This is a genomic window from Pseudoalteromonas sp. SaAl2 (assembly GCF_052947895.1).
Window position 1 is genome coordinate 1,647,914 of record NZ_CM129605.1, and the last position, 15,763, is coordinate 1,663,676.

Consider the following 15,763-nt stretch of genomic DNA (forward strand, 5'->3'; position numbering starts at 1 on the left):
ACCTTAAAAATGTTCGACTATTTCTAATCGCTTCATTACTGTATCAACTTTTTTCGCGTTGAATGGTTTGGCAATAAAACCTTTGGCGCCAAGCTCCCAAGTATTTTGCACATTCTCTAAACTATTATGTCCAGAGCACATCACAACATGGGTGTTTGGGTAATTATCATTTAAAAACTCAAGGATTTCAGCTCCGTCAGTATCTGGTAACTCAATATCGAGAAAGATGACATTAGGAGATTTTTCTTTGATTAATGATTTTGCAGATTCAAAATCACGGCTTTCTAAAATATCTTCAAAGCCTAACTCAGTTAAGATTTGATTTAAGTAGTCACGAATATCTTGAACATCATCAATAATCAAAATAGGTTCTAACGGGCGCACAAATTCCATATTGTTTACTTCTTGTGATACAGCTTAAATTGTAGCTTCAATACTAAGCTAAGCGATAATGAAGCTCAAGAAAGATACCGCAATAAACCCAACTATTTGAAATAAACCGCATTAATGTCCGATACCGTCTAGTATTGGACATAGCAATGATATACAAGCGGGTAACAAACACCCTTTGATGTATAATTATAACGGCCTATAATTTATATTATGTTAAATGCATTTAAAGGGGTTGTTGTAAGGGGTTGTTCATTTCTAGAATAATGATGATATGAGGATTTTCGCCCTCGTGTTTTGGAAAAGCCCATTATTACTGGGTTTGGCTAACCCTGAACGCAAAATCAAGTAAATTTGGATTACGCTTGGTTTTAGACGAAACCTGTTCAAACTGACTCATTCCCCGATCATTCCTGCTCATTATACGTTTAGAATTAGATCATTGTTGATCGTTTAACTTTCCTTTAAATACACTTTAAACGCCTTTTAAACGCCTTTTAAACGCTGTTTAAACTTTTTCGGCAGCTACAATTGTATTAAACGTTGGGCCTAGCTCTACTGTGACCATAAAACCTTGGTACGATATTTTTACTTGATTGCCACTATAAGCAAACGTATTTGGTTTTTGAACAGCGTTCATTAGTTCGTGTACTTGCTCAATTGCTAGTTGGCCAGTTAAGAACTTTTCAATTTGAGCGCTGCTGACTGTAACAGCGCTACTATATATAGGTGCGTTTTTACGTGATAGCTCGTTTAGTAAATTTACAGGCAAGTGCCCTAACGTAAATTGCTGGCTATCTGGTACCGACTTTTTAAGCGTTAACTTTGCTGCTTGTAAGTTTACTTGCTTTATATAGTACTGCTGAGATTTTAAAACTGCTTCGTTAAATTGTGGTACTGCTAACTTTTGAATGTCAGTTGATAAACTCATTACTGATTTACCCGCTGCAATGTCTCTTAAGTATAATAAGTAGAGTTTGCGTTCTTTTAAATGCCCATCACAAATTGAGTTTCAGTCTAAAGCAACATTTATATTTTAATACTTTTATTACAAGATTGTTGACTTGGAACTTAGTACTTCAAATTGCTATAGTAGTTTTAAACTTTTTAATGAAGAAATATATGGCTTTTTCCACTGCTTGCTTATCAAAATCACACATGCATAAGAACCTGCACATTGAGCATGATAAACGTGTTTTTGTCATTGGCGATTTAGACGCTGATTTTCAAAAGTTTGTCGACGCCCTGCACTCGGTTAAATTTGATTATGAAAATGATGTTTTGGTGATGCTCGGAGATGTAATTGACCGCGGCAATGACAGCACAAAACTAATAAAGCACGCAATTGAACATAATCTAATTATGCTATTGGGGAACCATGAGCATATGATGTTAGCTGCTCTTATTGATAAAGACTACGATGCTTTTGAGCTTTGGGTGCAAAATGGTGGCGCTTGGCATTTTAATGAAAGTGAAAAAAATTTATCACTTGTATGTGATTATCTTAAAACATGTCCGGTTACATTAAAGCTCCACTTTCAAAATGAAGTGATTGCCTTATCTCACACTGCACCACTTACATGTGATTGGAACAACTTAGAATTAAATGAAGAGACACTATCAACAGATACGATAGTGCAAGAGTTTTTATGGGATAGAACTCGTGTAAAAACCCAAAGTAATGTAATAAACCCCGGCGTGTTATTTTCAATTCACGGCCATAACACAACCCAAACCCCCTATTGGCTTGGTAATACGTACCATATTGATACCAATTATTTAGCAGGTAGACCAACGATTATTAACGTAGCTGATTTAATTTCACAGTATCGCACATTAAAAAATTAATTTTACAACATACATTGCTAATTAACTGATTAATGAACAATTTATCACTAATGATAATAATAAATCACTGGAATTTAGGCTGTTAAAAATAAATAACAGCCTAATTAATATAATGCCTTATTAGTGTAGTGCAGCAGTAAAAGGGATACTCTTACAAATATTTGCTTCTGCTATCAATATTTCCTCTAGTCGTGTATCAACATCTTTTTTAGCAAAATATTCGTACGCTAGTTCTACAAATAAATTTTTATGTTTTTCTTCTGACTTTGCAATCGCCACATAAAAATCTTTTTTCTTTCCCTTCAGGCAATGCTTGTGCGACTAAAGAGAATCGTTCGTGTCCCCTCGCCTCTATAACGGCACCTACAAGCAGTCTGTCCATTAAAAATTCGTCACGACCATTTCGAAAAACAGCGCGAATTTGTTTAACGTAAGGATCTTTTTGGTCATTACCTAAATTTACGTCTCGGTCTATTAATAGCTTTAAAACTTGCTTAAAATGAATCATTTCTTCAAGTGCTAAATCAGTCATCGCTTTAACAAGTTTTCGGCGATCTGGGTAATGTGAAAGCATAGACATAGCCATGCCTGATGCTTTTTTTTCAGCTGCTGCATGATCTTGTAAAAATGTATCAAAGTCAGCAAGTACTGCTTCTGTCCACGAAAATGGAGTATGGTATTTTAATTCAAACATGGTTAATTTTACTCTTAGTTCAATGTCGCAATTTTATCGTAATTAACTTATAAAATCTTGCTTTGAGCAGTAGTTAATAGAGTACCTTGTCGATTTTTCCATTGGCAGTAGACGCTATTTTTAGTGGATGTTTAATGTTATTCCACGCTGTTACTTTACCGCCTATATTCATTCTTTCGAAATCATGCATAGTATTAGGAGCTGAACATTTTAAAAAATCACATAATGAATTGAAGCTTTCAGACTCGCTAATGTCGATTTTTAAAAAGTCACTCTCTCTTGCTGAAAAATAGTGGCACGCTTCATCTCTGTGTTGTTTATATATCTGGCGTAGGTAATCATCACACTCAAGGTTTTCTAAATTTAAATTAGAGAACGTATTTAAGTAGCAACGTTTTATATGTGGATTGAATCCACCATTTTCACGAGTTAAATTTTTAAACATTCGCGTTAATAGTTGACGAATTGAAGGTAGCCATAATGACGTTTCCCGCTCAAGATATATAAAGCTTGAGCCAGGGTATGCTTTATCAAGATATTGGTAATCATTAAAGATGGGCGTGTCAGCAATAACTTGTGCATCTTTAAAACATTGTTTTGTATAAGCCGTGTGTGCACAGCTGTAGCCAAGTTGCAAAAAGCTATGGCATACACTGGTTGTGCCTGTACGAGGTAAGCCGATAATAAAGATTTTATTTTCTGTCATTATAATTATTCGTTTGGATTAAACCAAGGTTGTTTATTTTCAAGTGGTGTTTACTTTAACATGTGAGTAATTTTTAGATGGGTAACGGTTTTTTCAAGCCCTAACTGTATTGCTGCTTGGCGTATATATGGGCGTTTGGAGTTTACAAAATAATAAACGGCTGCTGGATACGAAAGCGCAATATGAGGAACTACTTGAATATTCGGTTGCTCATTAAGTGTGGGTTTTCACTGTGTGAATGTGTACAGTACAACAAAGCTAAAAAAGGCACACAAAGCAACCGTAATTTCATATTAGAAAAGCCGACTGAAAATTAATACGAATCCTGCTAATGCCAATGTTGCAAAAGTTGATATCATGCCAATAACTCTTAATTTAAAAGTACCGTCTTTGATTGCGATACTATGGCAAATACGACCAAAGACTAATAATGAACCAAGAATATGACAATAGTGACTGCTAAGACCCTGAAATTCAGCTAAAAATATTAATATCAAAGCAAATGGTACATACTCAATAAAGTTTCCATGAGCACGCGTTGCTCTGATCAGCGCTTCGTTATTATCAGTACCAAGCGATATCTGGTTTGCTTTACGCACTTTAACCACATTCATACTTAAATAAATATACATAAAAGCCAAGACGGCCGCATAAAATGAAATAATCACGCGTTAGTTCCTATAATTTTTTTTAATGATACCACAAGTTTAAACATGAAATAGTTACAAGCTAGCTTTTTATGATAACGTACTAAAATAGCTGATTAATAGGATATATATGTTTGTTCCACGTAAAGTTGCTGATAATTATCGAGAAATGATCAACAGCATTGGCTTTTACCCTTCAATGTTGTCTGTGGGATTTCTGCTTTTTGCCATTATCACTATGTCGGTAGAGTACACCGCGCCTATCATTAAGTTAAAAGAGCTTATCGCCTTTCTATTAGTTGATAGCGAAGAAAATGCACGAACCATATTAAGTACCTTAGCTGGCAGTATAATTTCTTTAACCGTGTTTAGCTTTTCAATGGTAATGATTGTTTTAAATACCGCAAGCGCAAGTTTATCACCCAGGGTGATCCCTGGTTTGATCACTCGTAAGTCACATCAACTAGTTTTAGGGTTTTATTTAGGCAGTATTATTTATTCAATAATCATGCTTATCAATATCAAACAGACCGCTGGAGGGGATGTTTCAATTCCTGCACTGGGGGTGTTTTTTTCCTTGGTTTTTGGCTTAATTTCATTAGCTTTATTTGTTTATTTTATTCATTCAATTTCAAAAGCTATTCAAGTCGATAATGTGCTTAATGACTTATTTAAAGACACCAAAGGTGTTATTAAGTCGATAATCAGCCGTCAAGAGGAGCATAATATAAGCCAGTTCCCTGATTTTTCTGACTGGTATTCAATTAAAAGTAAAACCGAAGGCTATTTCAAAGGGGTTCATGCCGATAAATTGTGTGAGATTCTAGCCCAAGAAGATTTAAAGCTCTTTATTGCCGTTAACCAGGGGTATTTTACTGTTAAAGGTTACCCTTTTCTTAAGTCAGATAAAGATCTTACTAATAACCCTGAACTCATTGAAAAATTATTAGACTGTTTTATTTTTTATGTAGAAGAATACATTAGCGACCATTATCGTTATGGTTTAACGCAAATTTCTGAAATTGCAGTTAAAGCGATGAGTCCAGGAATTAACGATCCCGGTACTGCCGTTAAAGCAATTGATATGTTGAGTATCTTACTAATTGAACGCTTAAAAATTAGTGATATCAATTATTCGCTAAAACACGCACAAGATACGCCACTATTATACATTCATGAAACCTCATTTGAGGAGCTATTACATGATAACTTCACCCCACTTCGTAATTACGCCAAAGCCGATGCGTATGTAATGACAAATGTGTTAGAGGCATTTAAGAATATTTTGTTCGTCGCAAATGACAACGAAGATGCTACTGAAAAGTTATTCAATTATCTTGCTGCAATAGTAGATGATATTAATGAACACACGACTAATTTGTATGACCGTACCGAAGTTATTAATATGCTAAATTCAATCGCTAGGATCTCTGCTGAGCGTGGCGATATTTTGTTAGAGAGATTTGAACAGCCAAAATAAATAGGTATTGAGTGGATTAACTTAAAGTCTCCAACTGGAGACTTTTTATAAAACGTAGAACTAATCAGAGGTTATTAATCTTCAATCAAATAAATAGCGTAACTTGATGCAGAAATCGTGATTTCACCAGCATGATAAGAGTCAGGGGTTACAGAGCCTGATTCTGCATCGGCTGACATTGCCATTTTAGCTCTTACATAAGGTTGTACCCCGGTATCCATCGGCTTCATAGATGCACTGTAAAGGCCTTTAAGTTCTACACCATAATCACTTGCAAACTCTGATGCTGCTTTTTTAGCGTCTTTAATTGCTAATTTTTGAGCTTGATTATGAAGTTCATTATATTTGCTAGATACAAACTGAGTTTGATTAACTTGGTTTATACCACCATTGACTAGGTTTTGTAAAAGCGTAGGGTATTTATCAACATCATTAAGCGTTAAAGATAAACTACGAGACACCCTAAAACCAATAAACTCTTGCTTGTTAGTCTCTCTATTATACTGCGTTTCACGATGAATACTGATTTGTCCTGCATTTATATCTTTAGCTAACACACCTGCTTGTTTAGAAAGTTTAATCGCTTTTGCCATGGTTTGATCAGCTTTATCTTTTGCTGCCATGAGGTTTTTGTCAACTTCGAGTATGCCTACGTTGAGTAAAACACTGTCTGCAGCTGTTGTGATTTTAGCTTGACCTTGAATATAAATATGCGGTGCACTTGGTGTGCTTTGGGCAAACACATTGAAAGTCATCGCGGCTGCAAGTAAAGGTAAATAACGCATAAAGTTCCTCATTAAGTGAATTAAGCTTATTAGATACCCTAGCTGGTTAATTTAAAATGAACAAGTATAAAAAAACAGGCCGTAGCCTGTTTTTATTAACATTCTTAATTAGATACTAACGCGTTTATAGTTTCGGTATTTTGGTAACCAATAGTTAGAATCAATTGCAGACCAGAGTCGATCATCGCTTATTTCAAGCGCCGCGCCCTCTTCGATTGCTTTTTTGGCAACGGCAAATGCAATGCGTTTACTTAACGTTTCGATCTCTGTGAGTGCTGGCAACAAGCTACCTTGTCCAGTATTTGCACGAGGTGAAGACTCAGCTAATATCTCGCTTGAGACCATTAGCATTGCATCGGTAATTCTGGTTGCTTTTGCAGCAATCACACCCAAACCAATACCGGGGAAGATATAGCTATTATTACACTGCGGAATAGTAAATGTTTGGCCTTCATATACAACAGGATCAAATGGGCTACCGGTTGCAACAATTGCGTTGCCTTGAGTCCAATTAATCACATCAGCAGGCAAGGCTTCTACTTGTTTAGATGGGTTACTTAATGGAAAGATAATCGGCTGTGCGCAATTACTGTGCATCGCTCGAATAACTTGCTCAGTAAATAATCCTGGCTGACCAGATACTCCAATTAGAATATCAGGCTCTGCACAATGCATAACATCAAGTAACGACGCGTATTCACCACTGTAAGTCCATTGTGCTAAGTCATCGGTTTGTTGAGCAAGTGCTTGTTGGAAATCACGAAGACCTTGCATACCTTGGGTTAATAAACCAAAACGATCAACCATAAATATTTGGCTGCGTGCTTGCGTATCTGAGATACCTTCCGAAACCATCTGGCTTATGATTTGTTCAGCAATACCACAACCGGCAGAGCCAGCACCTACAAATACCACTTTTTGCTCAGATAACTTTGCATTCTTAACGCGACATGCGGCAAGTAAAGAGCCCACAGTAACGGCTGCAGTACCTTGAATATCATCGTTAAAGCTACAGATTTCATCACGGTAACGCTTTAATAAAGGCATCGCATTAGGTTGGGCAAAATCTTCAAACTGTAATAATACATTTGGCCAGCGACGCTTAACCGCTTTAATAAATAGATCTAAAAATTCATCATATTCATCTTGGGCTATGCGTTTATGACGTGCACCCATGTACATTGGATCATTAAGTAACTTTTCGTTATTAGTACCAACATCAAGCATGACTGGTAATGTATAAGCTGGGCTGATCCCGCCACAAGCGGTATACAGCGAAAGCTTACCAATTGGAATACCCATACCACCAATACCTTGGTCACCTAAACCTAAGATACGTTCGCCGTCGGTTACAACAATAACCTTTACCTTTCCTTTGGTTGCATTACGCAAGATGTCGTCAATTTGATAACGATCTTCGTACGAAATAAACAAGCCACGAGCACTTCGGTAAATATCTGAGAATTTTTCACAGGCATCACCCACCGTTGGGGTATAAATAATTGGCAGCATCTCTTCAAGATGATCACGTACTAAACGGTAATAAAGTGTTTCGTTATTATCTTGAATTGCGCGTAAATAAATGTGTTTATTAAGGTTATCGTTAAAGCTTGAATATTGTTGATAACAGCGTTCAACCTGTTCTTCGATTGTTTCATAACGAGGTGGTAATAAACCCGCTAGGTTGAAACTTTCACGCTCTTTTTGTGTAAATGCACTACCTTTATTTAGCAGAGGAGTTTCGATCAGGCCTGGACCTGAGTGATGAATATAAAGATAATTTGGATCGGTATTTGTAGTCATAATTCCAAGCTTAGCGATGTCTTTAATTGTGATCTGCCATTATTAGGATTGAATGTTAAAAAGCAATGACATTCAATCTTGTCAGACCATTTACAGTAAGAGAAATGTACGGAATAGGCCGTACTTACAGCATATTGTACAGTATCTTATTAATTGAAATAAGGGCTATTTATGCTCATTAAGCACAATACTACATATCGCCAAGAGCAATCCCTTCACGTCGCGGATCTGCTGCTCCGTATAAAACGCCCTTTTTAATTTCAACAGCGTGTAGTCCTGAGTTCAAATCGACAACTTTTACAGTGTGACCGCGTTTAACTAACTGCGATTTTAATGCAGCAATGTCAGCTCCTTTTTCTAAGCTGGTATAACGATTTCTATTTGTTACTCGGCCTAAATTAATGGCTTGTTGGGCTGTTAAATCCCAATCCAGTACTCCAATTAATACCTGTGCTACGTAATTTATTATACGACTGCCACCAGGAGAACCAACCACTAATCGTAAACTTCCATCTTTGTTGAAAACCATAACAGGCGCCATAGAACTTCGTGGACGTTTGCCTGCCTCAACTCGGTTAGCTAATAGTTTGCCGTCTTTTTTTGGTGATAAGGCAAAATCAGTTAATTGATTATTCAAAATGTAACCATTAACCATAACGGTCGAACCAAATGCCATTTCAATTGAGCTGGTCATCGAAACTGCATTGCCTCTGCTATCTACAATAGATACGTGGGTGGTCGAAGGCAATTCATAGGCATCATCTTGTGCATAAGCTAATTTGTCTTTAGGCTCTCCGGCTACAGCTGGTAAGTCTTGTTCAGTAATAAGGGCTGAACGTTGTTTGATATAATTTGCCTCCAGCAGTTCTTGAGTAGGAATATAGGCAAAATCGGGGTCGCCCATGTACACATCACGATCAGCAAATGCTAAACGTGATGCTTGGGTAAAGTAATGAATGGCTTGCTCCGAATTAGGCGAGAACTGGGCCATGTTTTTACTTTCTAGTAATGCTAATATTTGTATTACTGCAACCCCACCACTACTTGGTGGTGCCATAGAGCAGATTTTATAATCATGGTATGGCGCGCACACAGCGTCACGCTGTACACTTTTATACTCAGCCAGATCGTTAAGAGTTAACGTACCCGGTGCCACCTTACTTTGCTGAACAGCCTCTACCATCTGCTTAGCATTATCCCCTTTGTAAAAGGCATCAATGCCCTTTGCAGCTATGTCTTTATATAGATTTGCTAATGGTTGGTTTTTCTTTACTGTACCCACTGCTACAGGCTTACCATCTTCAAAAAAATAATCGCTAATGACATCAAGTTTAGTAACGCCAGGGTTAATTTGCTTAGCAAGTAATGCATGCAGTCGAGGGGAGACAACAAACCCTTGCTCTGCAAGCTCTATCGCAGGATTAAATAGTGTGTGCCAATCAAGTTTACCGTATTGCTTATGAGCACTTGCAAGTGCATGTAAAATGCCTGGCACACCAACTGAACGACCTCCTACAACTGCATCAATCCATTTTGCCGCTTTACCATGTTTATCTAAAAATAATGTTTCATCTGCATTTTCAGGCGCGGTTTCACGCCCATCAAAACTTGTTAGCGTGTCAGTTTTTTTATCGTAATACATCATAAATGTACCACCACCAATGCCTGACGATTGAGGTTCTACCAATGTTAAAACAAGTTGTGTAGCAATAGCGGCATCAACTGCACTACCGCCTTTGGCAAGAATTTGCTGACCTGCTTTAACTGCATAGGGATTTGCAGCAGCAATCATAAAATTAGCGCCAACAACCTGTTGTTTAAGCTGATGGCCTGTAGCAGCTTCTGGTTCGCGAGTTTCGCGCGGCGTTGTTGCACTAACGGCTAAAGAAGGAATACATAATAATGAGGCAGTAAATGCCAGTGCTTTTGGAAACGTTAAAAACATAAAATAACTTTATTGCGCCTAGGTGTTTGGCATCTTAAAGTTAAACGTGCACAATATGCAAAAGTTTGCTGTAAAAATAAGAAAAAAATGGTTAATTTACCTCTTCAACCCCGTTACGTTCTACCACCACTGTGTTTAATCGCAATCAGCTCACTCTTTGCTGTTTTTAATTTGAACGATTTTTTAGAGTTCAATCGCCAGCTAATAAGTCAAGGTGAAGTATGGCGATTACTCAGTAGCCAATATGTGCATGCTAATTGGGCACATTTAGGCTTAAACTGTGCCGGTATATTGCTTATTTGGTTACTGCATGCCGAGCACACTACACCGAGTCAATATGCACTCAACTCATTAGTTTTGGGTATTTGGTGTGGCTTGGGTATTTACTTCTTTTGTCCAGATATAAAAATTTACACAGGGTTAAGCGCCCTATTACATGGCGTGATTGTTTGGGGAGCTATAAAAGATATTAGTGTAGGTATGAGAACAGGCAGTTTATTATTTATAGGAGTCTGGCTCAAGGTAGCCCATGAACAATATGCTGGCCCGAGTGCTGAAATCGGTCAACTAATTGCCTCACGGGTGGCTATTGACGCACATTTAATTGGTGCGATTGGTGGTATAGTGCTAGCAACACCAGTTATTATTAAAATGATAAAAAAAAACGCCAAACTAAGTTTGGCGTTTTTTTTTAACTAAATTTACAGTGTTTCTTTAAATAACTTATAGATACGACGGTATTCATCTAACCAGCTCGAAGGCTGCACAAAGCCATGCGGCTCTACAGGGAAAATTGCGGTCTCAAAGTTTTCTTTTTCAAGCTCAATTAAACGTTGTACTAAACGTACTGAATCTTGGAAAAATACATTATTATCAACCATTGGTGCGTTAATCAATAAGTGGTTTTTCAAGCCTTCTGCATAGTAGATCGGAGAGCTTTTTTCGTACGCAATCGGGTCAACGTCTGGGTGGTTCAAAATATTAGATGTATAAGGCGCATTATAATGAGCCCAATCGGTAACCGGGCGAAGTGCTGCACCTGATTGGAATAAATCAGGCTGTGTAAACAACGCCATAAACGTCATAAAGCCACCGTATGAGCCACCGTAAGTGCCTACAGCACCGGTATCAACATTCGCATTCTCGGCCATCCAACTTACACCATCCATTAAATCTTGGGTTTCAGGCGTGCCCATTTGACGATAAATTGCAGTACGCCAATCACGACCATAGCCTTTTGATGCGCGGTAGTCCATGTCCATCACTACGTAACCCTCAGAGGCTAATAAGGAATGAAACATAAACTCACGGAAATAACCTGACCAACCCATATGCGAGTTTTGTAAGTAACCTGCGCCGTGATTAAAAATAACCGCTTTACGCTTGTTACCACTTTCTCCTTCAACATAATCGGCTGGGTAGTAAACTTTTGCGTAAATAGGCTGGTCAGTATGGCTTGATGGTACAGCAACAATTTTAGGGGCTATCAGTTGTTTTGCTAAAAATTCACTCGATACCGTGCTTGTAAGCTGCTTTGCACTGGCATTTGCTTTTGCGTCTGCTACATAAAGCTCTGGCGGAGCCATTATTTTAGAATGTGTTAATAATAGCTTGGTTTGATCAGGACTAAGTTGGTAGTCAGTCATGCCATCTAAGTTTGTGATTTGCTCAGATTGCGCAGTTTGTGGATTGACGCGGTAAATCTCATACAATCCAGGGTGTTCAACATTAGCTTTATAGTAAATAGCACTATTGTCATCGCTGAGGGTTAAGTTAGATACAACAAACTGGCCTTTCGTAAGTTGGGTTGCTTTACCGTTTAATGGTTTTTTATAAATATGGCTGTAACCCGACTCTTCAGATAAATAATAAAGTGTGTCTGAATTATTGAGCCACCCAAAATCATTGTATGTATAGTTAACCCATGCATCATCATGTAAACGGTGTTGAGAAACTAATGTGTTGTTTTCAAAATCAACAGATGCAATCCAACGGTCTTTGTTATCCCATGCTTCAAGCATTAACGCTACTTGTGAGCCATCATGATTCCATACAATAGCACTTTGTGACCAGCCCCAGTCCATAATCAAGTTAATTGCACGAGGTTCTTTTTTTCGATTCGTATGTTTTGCCTTCACGTGCATAATTTTCTTTTTTTACTGTAGCAAGTACATCTTCATCGAAACCCGGTAACGTATCAAAAGCGAGTGTTTTTTGCGTGTTTTCTTCTAAATCAATATAGATAACTTTAGATGTTTGTGGTTTTGCATCGGCAACGCGGCGACGGACTTTTTCAGCTTTTACACCCGCATCATCAGTAATATAGTTTGGCATTATATCACTGTCTTCCCGCCATGAGCGGTTATCCGTTACTACTACAATTAATGCTTTACCACTTGGTGATAATTGAACATCAGAGATTTTATTTCCTTTCCCTAAATAAAATTGTGCATTCGCAATACTTGCATTTTGACTCTTTAATTGCTCTTTACGTGTTTGTTTATCCAGCTTATTTTTATGCGTTAACGCAATGTAGTCAATTAGTTTATGCTGCTCTTTGGCAATATACGTTTGAGGTTCAATAACGCCTTTTGGGGCATCATTTAAATGTAAATTTGCAAGCTCAGTTTGCAAACCTGTTGTTAGATTTACTTTATAAAAAGTGTTTCCTTGGCGAAAAGCTAAATTACCATCTGTTAAAAATTGTGGGTTAGATTGTTTAGCACTGTCGTGAGTTATTTGTGTAATTTCATTTATTTTTATATTTTTTATAAATATATTTCCTTCATACACATAAGCTTGAAGCAAACGGTTTGCAGAATAAACGGCATTGCTTGCACCTAAAGTATGGAGTTTATTCAACGCAACTTTACTTGCCGATTGGCTATTGACCCCTTGTACATATAAGTCCCTTAACTCATTTCCTTGTTGCTTTTGAGCGTATACAATAGTGCTTGAATCCGCAGCCCAAAATGCTCGTTCCGCTTGACGTCCTAACCAATCAGGATGCGCCATAGCTTGTTCGAGAGTGATTTCACTGCTGCCAAAATCTGCAGGCGTTGCTACAACACTTGCAACGGGGGTATTTGCAACTTCTTCAGAAGAAGTAGAGGTGGTAGTTTGACAACCAGCAAGCACAAAGCTTGATGCAATCGCCATGGCTACTAAGGTTCTATTTGCTGTTTTTAAGTTCATAGTGCTTCTAGGGATTATTATAATTCCCGTAATTTAAGCAGAAGCACCATAGGTATTGCAATTATTTAGGATAAACAGCCAAAGTTTACCGTTAAATAACCTGCTATTTAACTAGTATATCTAACCAAACCATACGATGATCAGAAGATGCATTTCTATCCTTTATCAAACGATACAGTTCACTATTTTTAGTTGGCCAAAAAACGCCTCCGTCTTGAACCGAAATACCATAAGTTGATGGCAAAACATAGTCAACACGTGCTTGCCAATGTGCGGTATAAGCAGCGGCATACGTACCTGTATAACTTGTTGCAGCGCCTTTACTCACTGGTAAAAATTCACTATTAATAAGCGGATTTGCTAATAGTTGGTTTGTTGTATTTGGGCGCTTTTTATCGCCCTCTGGCGCTGCATTTAAGTCCCCCACAATAACAAATCGAGAATTAGTTTTAAGTCCGCCTTTAACCCCTTTATCATCATAAAGGTAACTTGCGTTTTCGATATAATCTTTAATTAACCTAACTTCATCGTGATTACGTTTGCCATTTCTATCTTCTTCGCCATCAAACACTGGCGGAGTTGGGTGCGATGCAAGTAAATGAACCGTTTTACCTTTGACATCAATGGGGAGATCCCAAAAAGATTTTGAGCTCAAGCGCATTGCTTGCCATTCATCATTATTGTACCAATTCTGATTTGTCTCAGGATCAATTGGCATTTGCGCACCTGGCATATCTTTGTATTTAAATGTTTGCAATGAACGTACTTTATCAAAATCAATTGGGTAACGAGAAAGCACAGCCATGCCATAGTGACCTGGGAAAAACCCAAAACCATAAGCATCGCCAAGCTTACCCGTTTTTTTGCCATCATTATCAAAGTCAAACTCTGACGCAACTCCTGTATTAACAGGCCCTATGTATGTATAAGGGTAGGTAATTGCAGGTTGTTTATTTTGACTTACTTTTAAGTAATTCTGTATAAAATAATCAATGCCTTGGGGTTTACTCACATAATCGAACTCATTCAAGAGCAAGATATCAGGGCGGACACGCTGGATAATTTCTGCAATGTTTTTTATCTGTTGATGGTCACTTTTTAACGCATTCACTAGCGCATTTGGGTTAACACTTTCACCCTGTGCAGTGTAATTAGTGGCATCCATACTTACGTTAAAGGTCGCCACTCTTATATTGCCTGCTGCTTTTGCGTTATTTACTAAAGTGCACGTCACACACATGCTCGCAACGGCGGCAACAATCAGTTTTATATTCATTAAATAAACCCGTCTAAAATTAATATTAAAATTACACTACTGACAACAACCCACAAAAGGATTGCCATTAAAAATGGCTTAACACCCGCTTGCTTTAAAACATTGATGGATAAACCACTGCCAATTAAAAATAAGGTCATCACTAATAACTGTTTAGCAGCACTGTTTAAAAATGACCACGTTGAAGAATAATCTGGTAAATACGTGTTTATTAATGCTGCTGCTAAAAAGCCCACAATGAACAACGGAATACTGGCTTTTTCTTCTGAGCGCCAAAATACCCCCGCTAACGTGGTATAAGGGATAATCCACATCGCACGAGTTAATTTAACGGTTGTTGCAATACTCAGCGCTGCCACACCATAAGTTGCTGATGCGCCAACAACACTACTGGTGTCATGAATAGCTAGAGCAGCCCACATTCCAAATTGCTCTTGGCTTAAATCAAAATAATGACCTATTGCAGGAAATAACAATAAGCCTACGCCATTTAGTAAAAATACAACGCCTAGCGCTACCGCTACTTCATGATCTTTGGCTTTAATAACCGGGGCCATGGCGGCAATAGCACTACCACCACATATTGCTGTACCAAATGAAATTAACACACCTGTGTTTCTGTTTAACTTAAAGACTTGAGTAAGTATTTCACCCAAACCGATAATCGCAGTAATGCTAACAATTGTAAGTACTAACGAGCTGCGGCCTACTTCAATTACTTGGTTAATGTCGACAGCAAAGCCCAAGCCTACTACGGCTGCTTTTAGCATCCATTTACTCGCGGTTTGAGAAAAATCTGAAAATGGATTACCAATAATGATTGCAAATACAGCACCCATAATAAGAGCAGAACCGGCACCAATGAAAGGAGTAAGGCATAAACCTAATAACAGTAAATAAGCTAGCTTATGAAAGTGGATTGTCGCAGGCATAATATTCCTAAATAATACTTTTCGTATGATTTATTATCTGAATTTAAGTATAGGCTGACATA

General features: G+C 37.8%; 12 protein-coding genes and 2 pseudogenes. 3 read left to right on the forward strand and 11 right to left on the reverse strand.

The features are described from left to right. Positions 1 to 3: 3 nt before the first annotated feature. A complete protein-coding gene (locus tag ACU8V8_RS08055; RefSeq protein WP_290208386.1) occupies positions 4 to 393 on the reverse strand; it encodes a response regulator in 390 nt (129 codons plus the stop codon). A 505-nt stretch (positions 394 to 898) separates the two neighbouring features. Beyond that, positions 899 to 1,321: a hypothetical protein gene (locus tag ACU8V8_RS08060; protein ID WP_446889407.1), complete on the reverse strand. Its 423-nt coding sequence runs from the start codon at positions 1,319 to 1,321 to the stop codon at positions 899 to 901. A 191-nt stretch (positions 1,322 to 1,512) separates the two neighbouring features. Here ACU8V8_RS08060 and ACU8V8_RS08065 point away from each other — a divergent pair, with 191 nt between their 5' ends. Further along, entirely contained in the window at positions 1,513 to 2,238 is a 726-nt protein-coding gene (locus tag ACU8V8_RS08065) for a metallophosphoesterase (RefSeq protein WP_446889408.1), read from the forward strand. 120 nt (positions 2,239 to 2,358) lie between these two features. Here the strand turns inward: ACU8V8_RS08065 and miaE are convergent. The 3 genes and pseudogenes from miaE to ACU8V8_RS08080 form a co-directional block, all read right to left on the reverse strand. After that, positions 2,359 to 2,932: pseudogene (gene miaE, locus ACU8V8_RS08070) on the reverse strand (tRNA isopentenyl-2-thiomethyl-A-37 hydroxylase MiaE). A gap of 73 nt (positions 2,933 to 3,005) precedes the next feature. Beyond that, a complete protein-coding gene (locus tag ACU8V8_RS08075; RefSeq protein ID WP_446889409.1) occupies positions 3,006 to 3,638 on the reverse strand; it encodes a sulfotransferase in 633 nt (210 codons plus the stop codon). Between the two features lie 293 nt (positions 3,639 to 3,931). Then, a complete protein-coding gene (locus ACU8V8_RS08080) occupies positions 3,932 to 4,306 on the reverse strand; it encodes an MAPEG family protein (protein WP_446889410.1) in 375 nt (124 codons plus the stop codon). Positions 4,307 to 4,415: 109 nt separating this feature from the next. Here ACU8V8_RS08080 and ACU8V8_RS08085 point away from each other — a divergent pair, with 109 nt between their 5' ends. Beyond that, positions 4,416 to 5,765 (forward strand): DUF2254 domain-containing protein, encoded by a 1,350-nt coding sequence (locus tag ACU8V8_RS08085; RefSeq protein WP_446889411.1) that lies wholly within the window; start codon positions 4,416 to 4,418, stop codon positions 5,763 to 5,765. 74 nt (positions 5,766 to 5,839) lie between these two features. Here the strand turns inward: ACU8V8_RS08085 and ACU8V8_RS08090 are convergent, their stop codons facing one another. From ACU8V8_RS08090 to ggt, 3 genes are all read right to left on the reverse strand, one after another. Continuing rightward, positions 5,840 to 6,550: an SIMPL domain-containing protein gene (locus tag ACU8V8_RS08090; RefSeq protein WP_446889412.1), complete on the reverse strand. Its 711-nt coding sequence runs from the start codon at positions 6,548 to 6,550 to the stop codon at positions 5,840 to 5,842. 108 nt (positions 6,551 to 6,658) lie between these two features. After that, complete coding sequence (locus ACU8V8_RS08095; RefSeq protein ID WP_446889413.1) at positions 6,659 to 8,353, reverse strand: NAD-dependent malic enzyme; 1,695 nt, start codon at positions 8,351 to 8,353, stop codon at positions 6,659 to 6,661. Between the two features lie 190 nt (positions 8,354 to 8,543). After that, positions 8,544 to 10,298 carry a gamma-glutamyltransferase gene (gene ggt, locus ACU8V8_RS08100; protein WP_446889414.1) on the reverse strand — a complete coding sequence of 585 codons (1,755 nt, stop codon included), beginning with the start codon at positions 10,296 to 10,298 and terminating at the stop codon, positions 8,544 to 8,546. Positions 10,299 to 10,385: 87 nt separating this feature from the next. Here ggt and rrtA point away from each other — a divergent pair, with 87 nt between their 5' ends. Beyond that, a complete protein-coding gene (rrtA, locus tag ACU8V8_RS08105) occupies positions 10,386 to 10,997 on the forward strand; it encodes a rhombosortase (RefSeq protein WP_446889415.1) in 612 nt (203 codons plus the stop codon). A gap of 2 nt (positions 10,998 to 10,999) precedes the next feature. Here rrtA and ACU8V8_RS08110 read toward each other — a convergent pair. From ACU8V8_RS08110 to ACU8V8_RS08120, 3 genes and pseudogenes are all read right to left on the reverse strand, one after another. Beyond that, positions 11,000 to 13,493, reverse strand: a pseudogene (locus tag ACU8V8_RS08110) (prolyl oligopeptidase family serine peptidase). Between the two features lie 103 nt (positions 13,494 to 13,596). Beyond that, positions 13,597 to 14,769: an endonuclease/exonuclease/phosphatase family protein gene (locus ACU8V8_RS08115; protein ID WP_446889416.1), complete on the reverse strand. Its 1,173-nt coding sequence runs from the start codon at positions 14,767 to 14,769 to the stop codon at positions 13,597 to 13,599. Then, on the reverse strand, positions 14,769 to 15,701 hold the full coding sequence (locus ACU8V8_RS08120; protein WP_446889417.1) for a YeiH family protein: 933 nt from the start codon (positions 15,699 to 15,701) through the stop codon (positions 14,769 to 14,771). Before ACU8V8_RS08120 ends, ACU8V8_RS08115 begins: the two co-directional genes overlap by 1 nt. Between the last annotated feature and the right edge of the window lie 62 nt (positions 15,702 to 15,763).

Bases quoted from the DNA above. Each gene is read 5' to 3' on its own strand.
- ACU8V8_RS08055 (WP_290208386.1), bottom strand. From the start codon at position 393: ATGGAATTTGTGCGCCCGTTAGAACCTATTTTGATTATTGATGATGTT.
- ACU8V8_RS08060 (WP_446889407.1), bottom strand. From the start codon at position 1,321: ATGAGTTTATCAACTGACATTCAAAAGTTAGCAGTACCACAATTTAAC.
- ACU8V8_RS08065 (WP_446889408.1), top strand. From the start codon at position 1,513: ATGGCTTTTTCCACTGCTTGCTTATCAAAATCACACATGCATAAGAAC.
- ACU8V8_RS08075 (WP_446889409.1), bottom strand. From the start codon at position 3,638: ATGACAGAAAATAAAATCTTTATTATCGGCTTACCTCGTACAGGCACA.
- ACU8V8_RS08085 (WP_446889411.1), top strand. From the start codon at position 4,416: ATGTTTGTTCCACGTAAAGTTGCTGATAATTATCGAGAAATGATCAAC.
- ACU8V8_RS08090 (WP_446889412.1), bottom strand. From the start codon at position 6,550: ATGCGTTATTTACCTTTACTTGCAGCCGCGATGACTTTCAATGTGTTT.
- ACU8V8_RS08095 (WP_446889413.1), bottom strand. From the start codon at position 8,353: ATGACTACAAATACCGATCCAAATTATCTTTATATTCATCACTCAGGT.
- ggt (WP_446889414.1), bottom strand. From the start codon at position 10,298: ATGTTTTTAACGTTTCCAAAAGCACTGGCATTTACTGCCTCATTATTA.
- rrtA (WP_446889415.1), top strand. From the start codon at position 10,386: ATGGTTAATTTACCTCTTCAACCCCGTTACGTTCTACCACCACTGTGT.
- ACU8V8_RS08115 (WP_446889416.1), bottom strand. From the start codon at position 14,769: ATGAATATAAAACTGATTGTTGCCGCCGTTGCGAGCATGTGTGTGACG.
- ACU8V8_RS08120 (WP_446889417.1), bottom strand. From the start codon at position 15,701: ATGCCTGCGACAATCCACTTTCATAAGCTAGCTTATTTACTGTTATTA.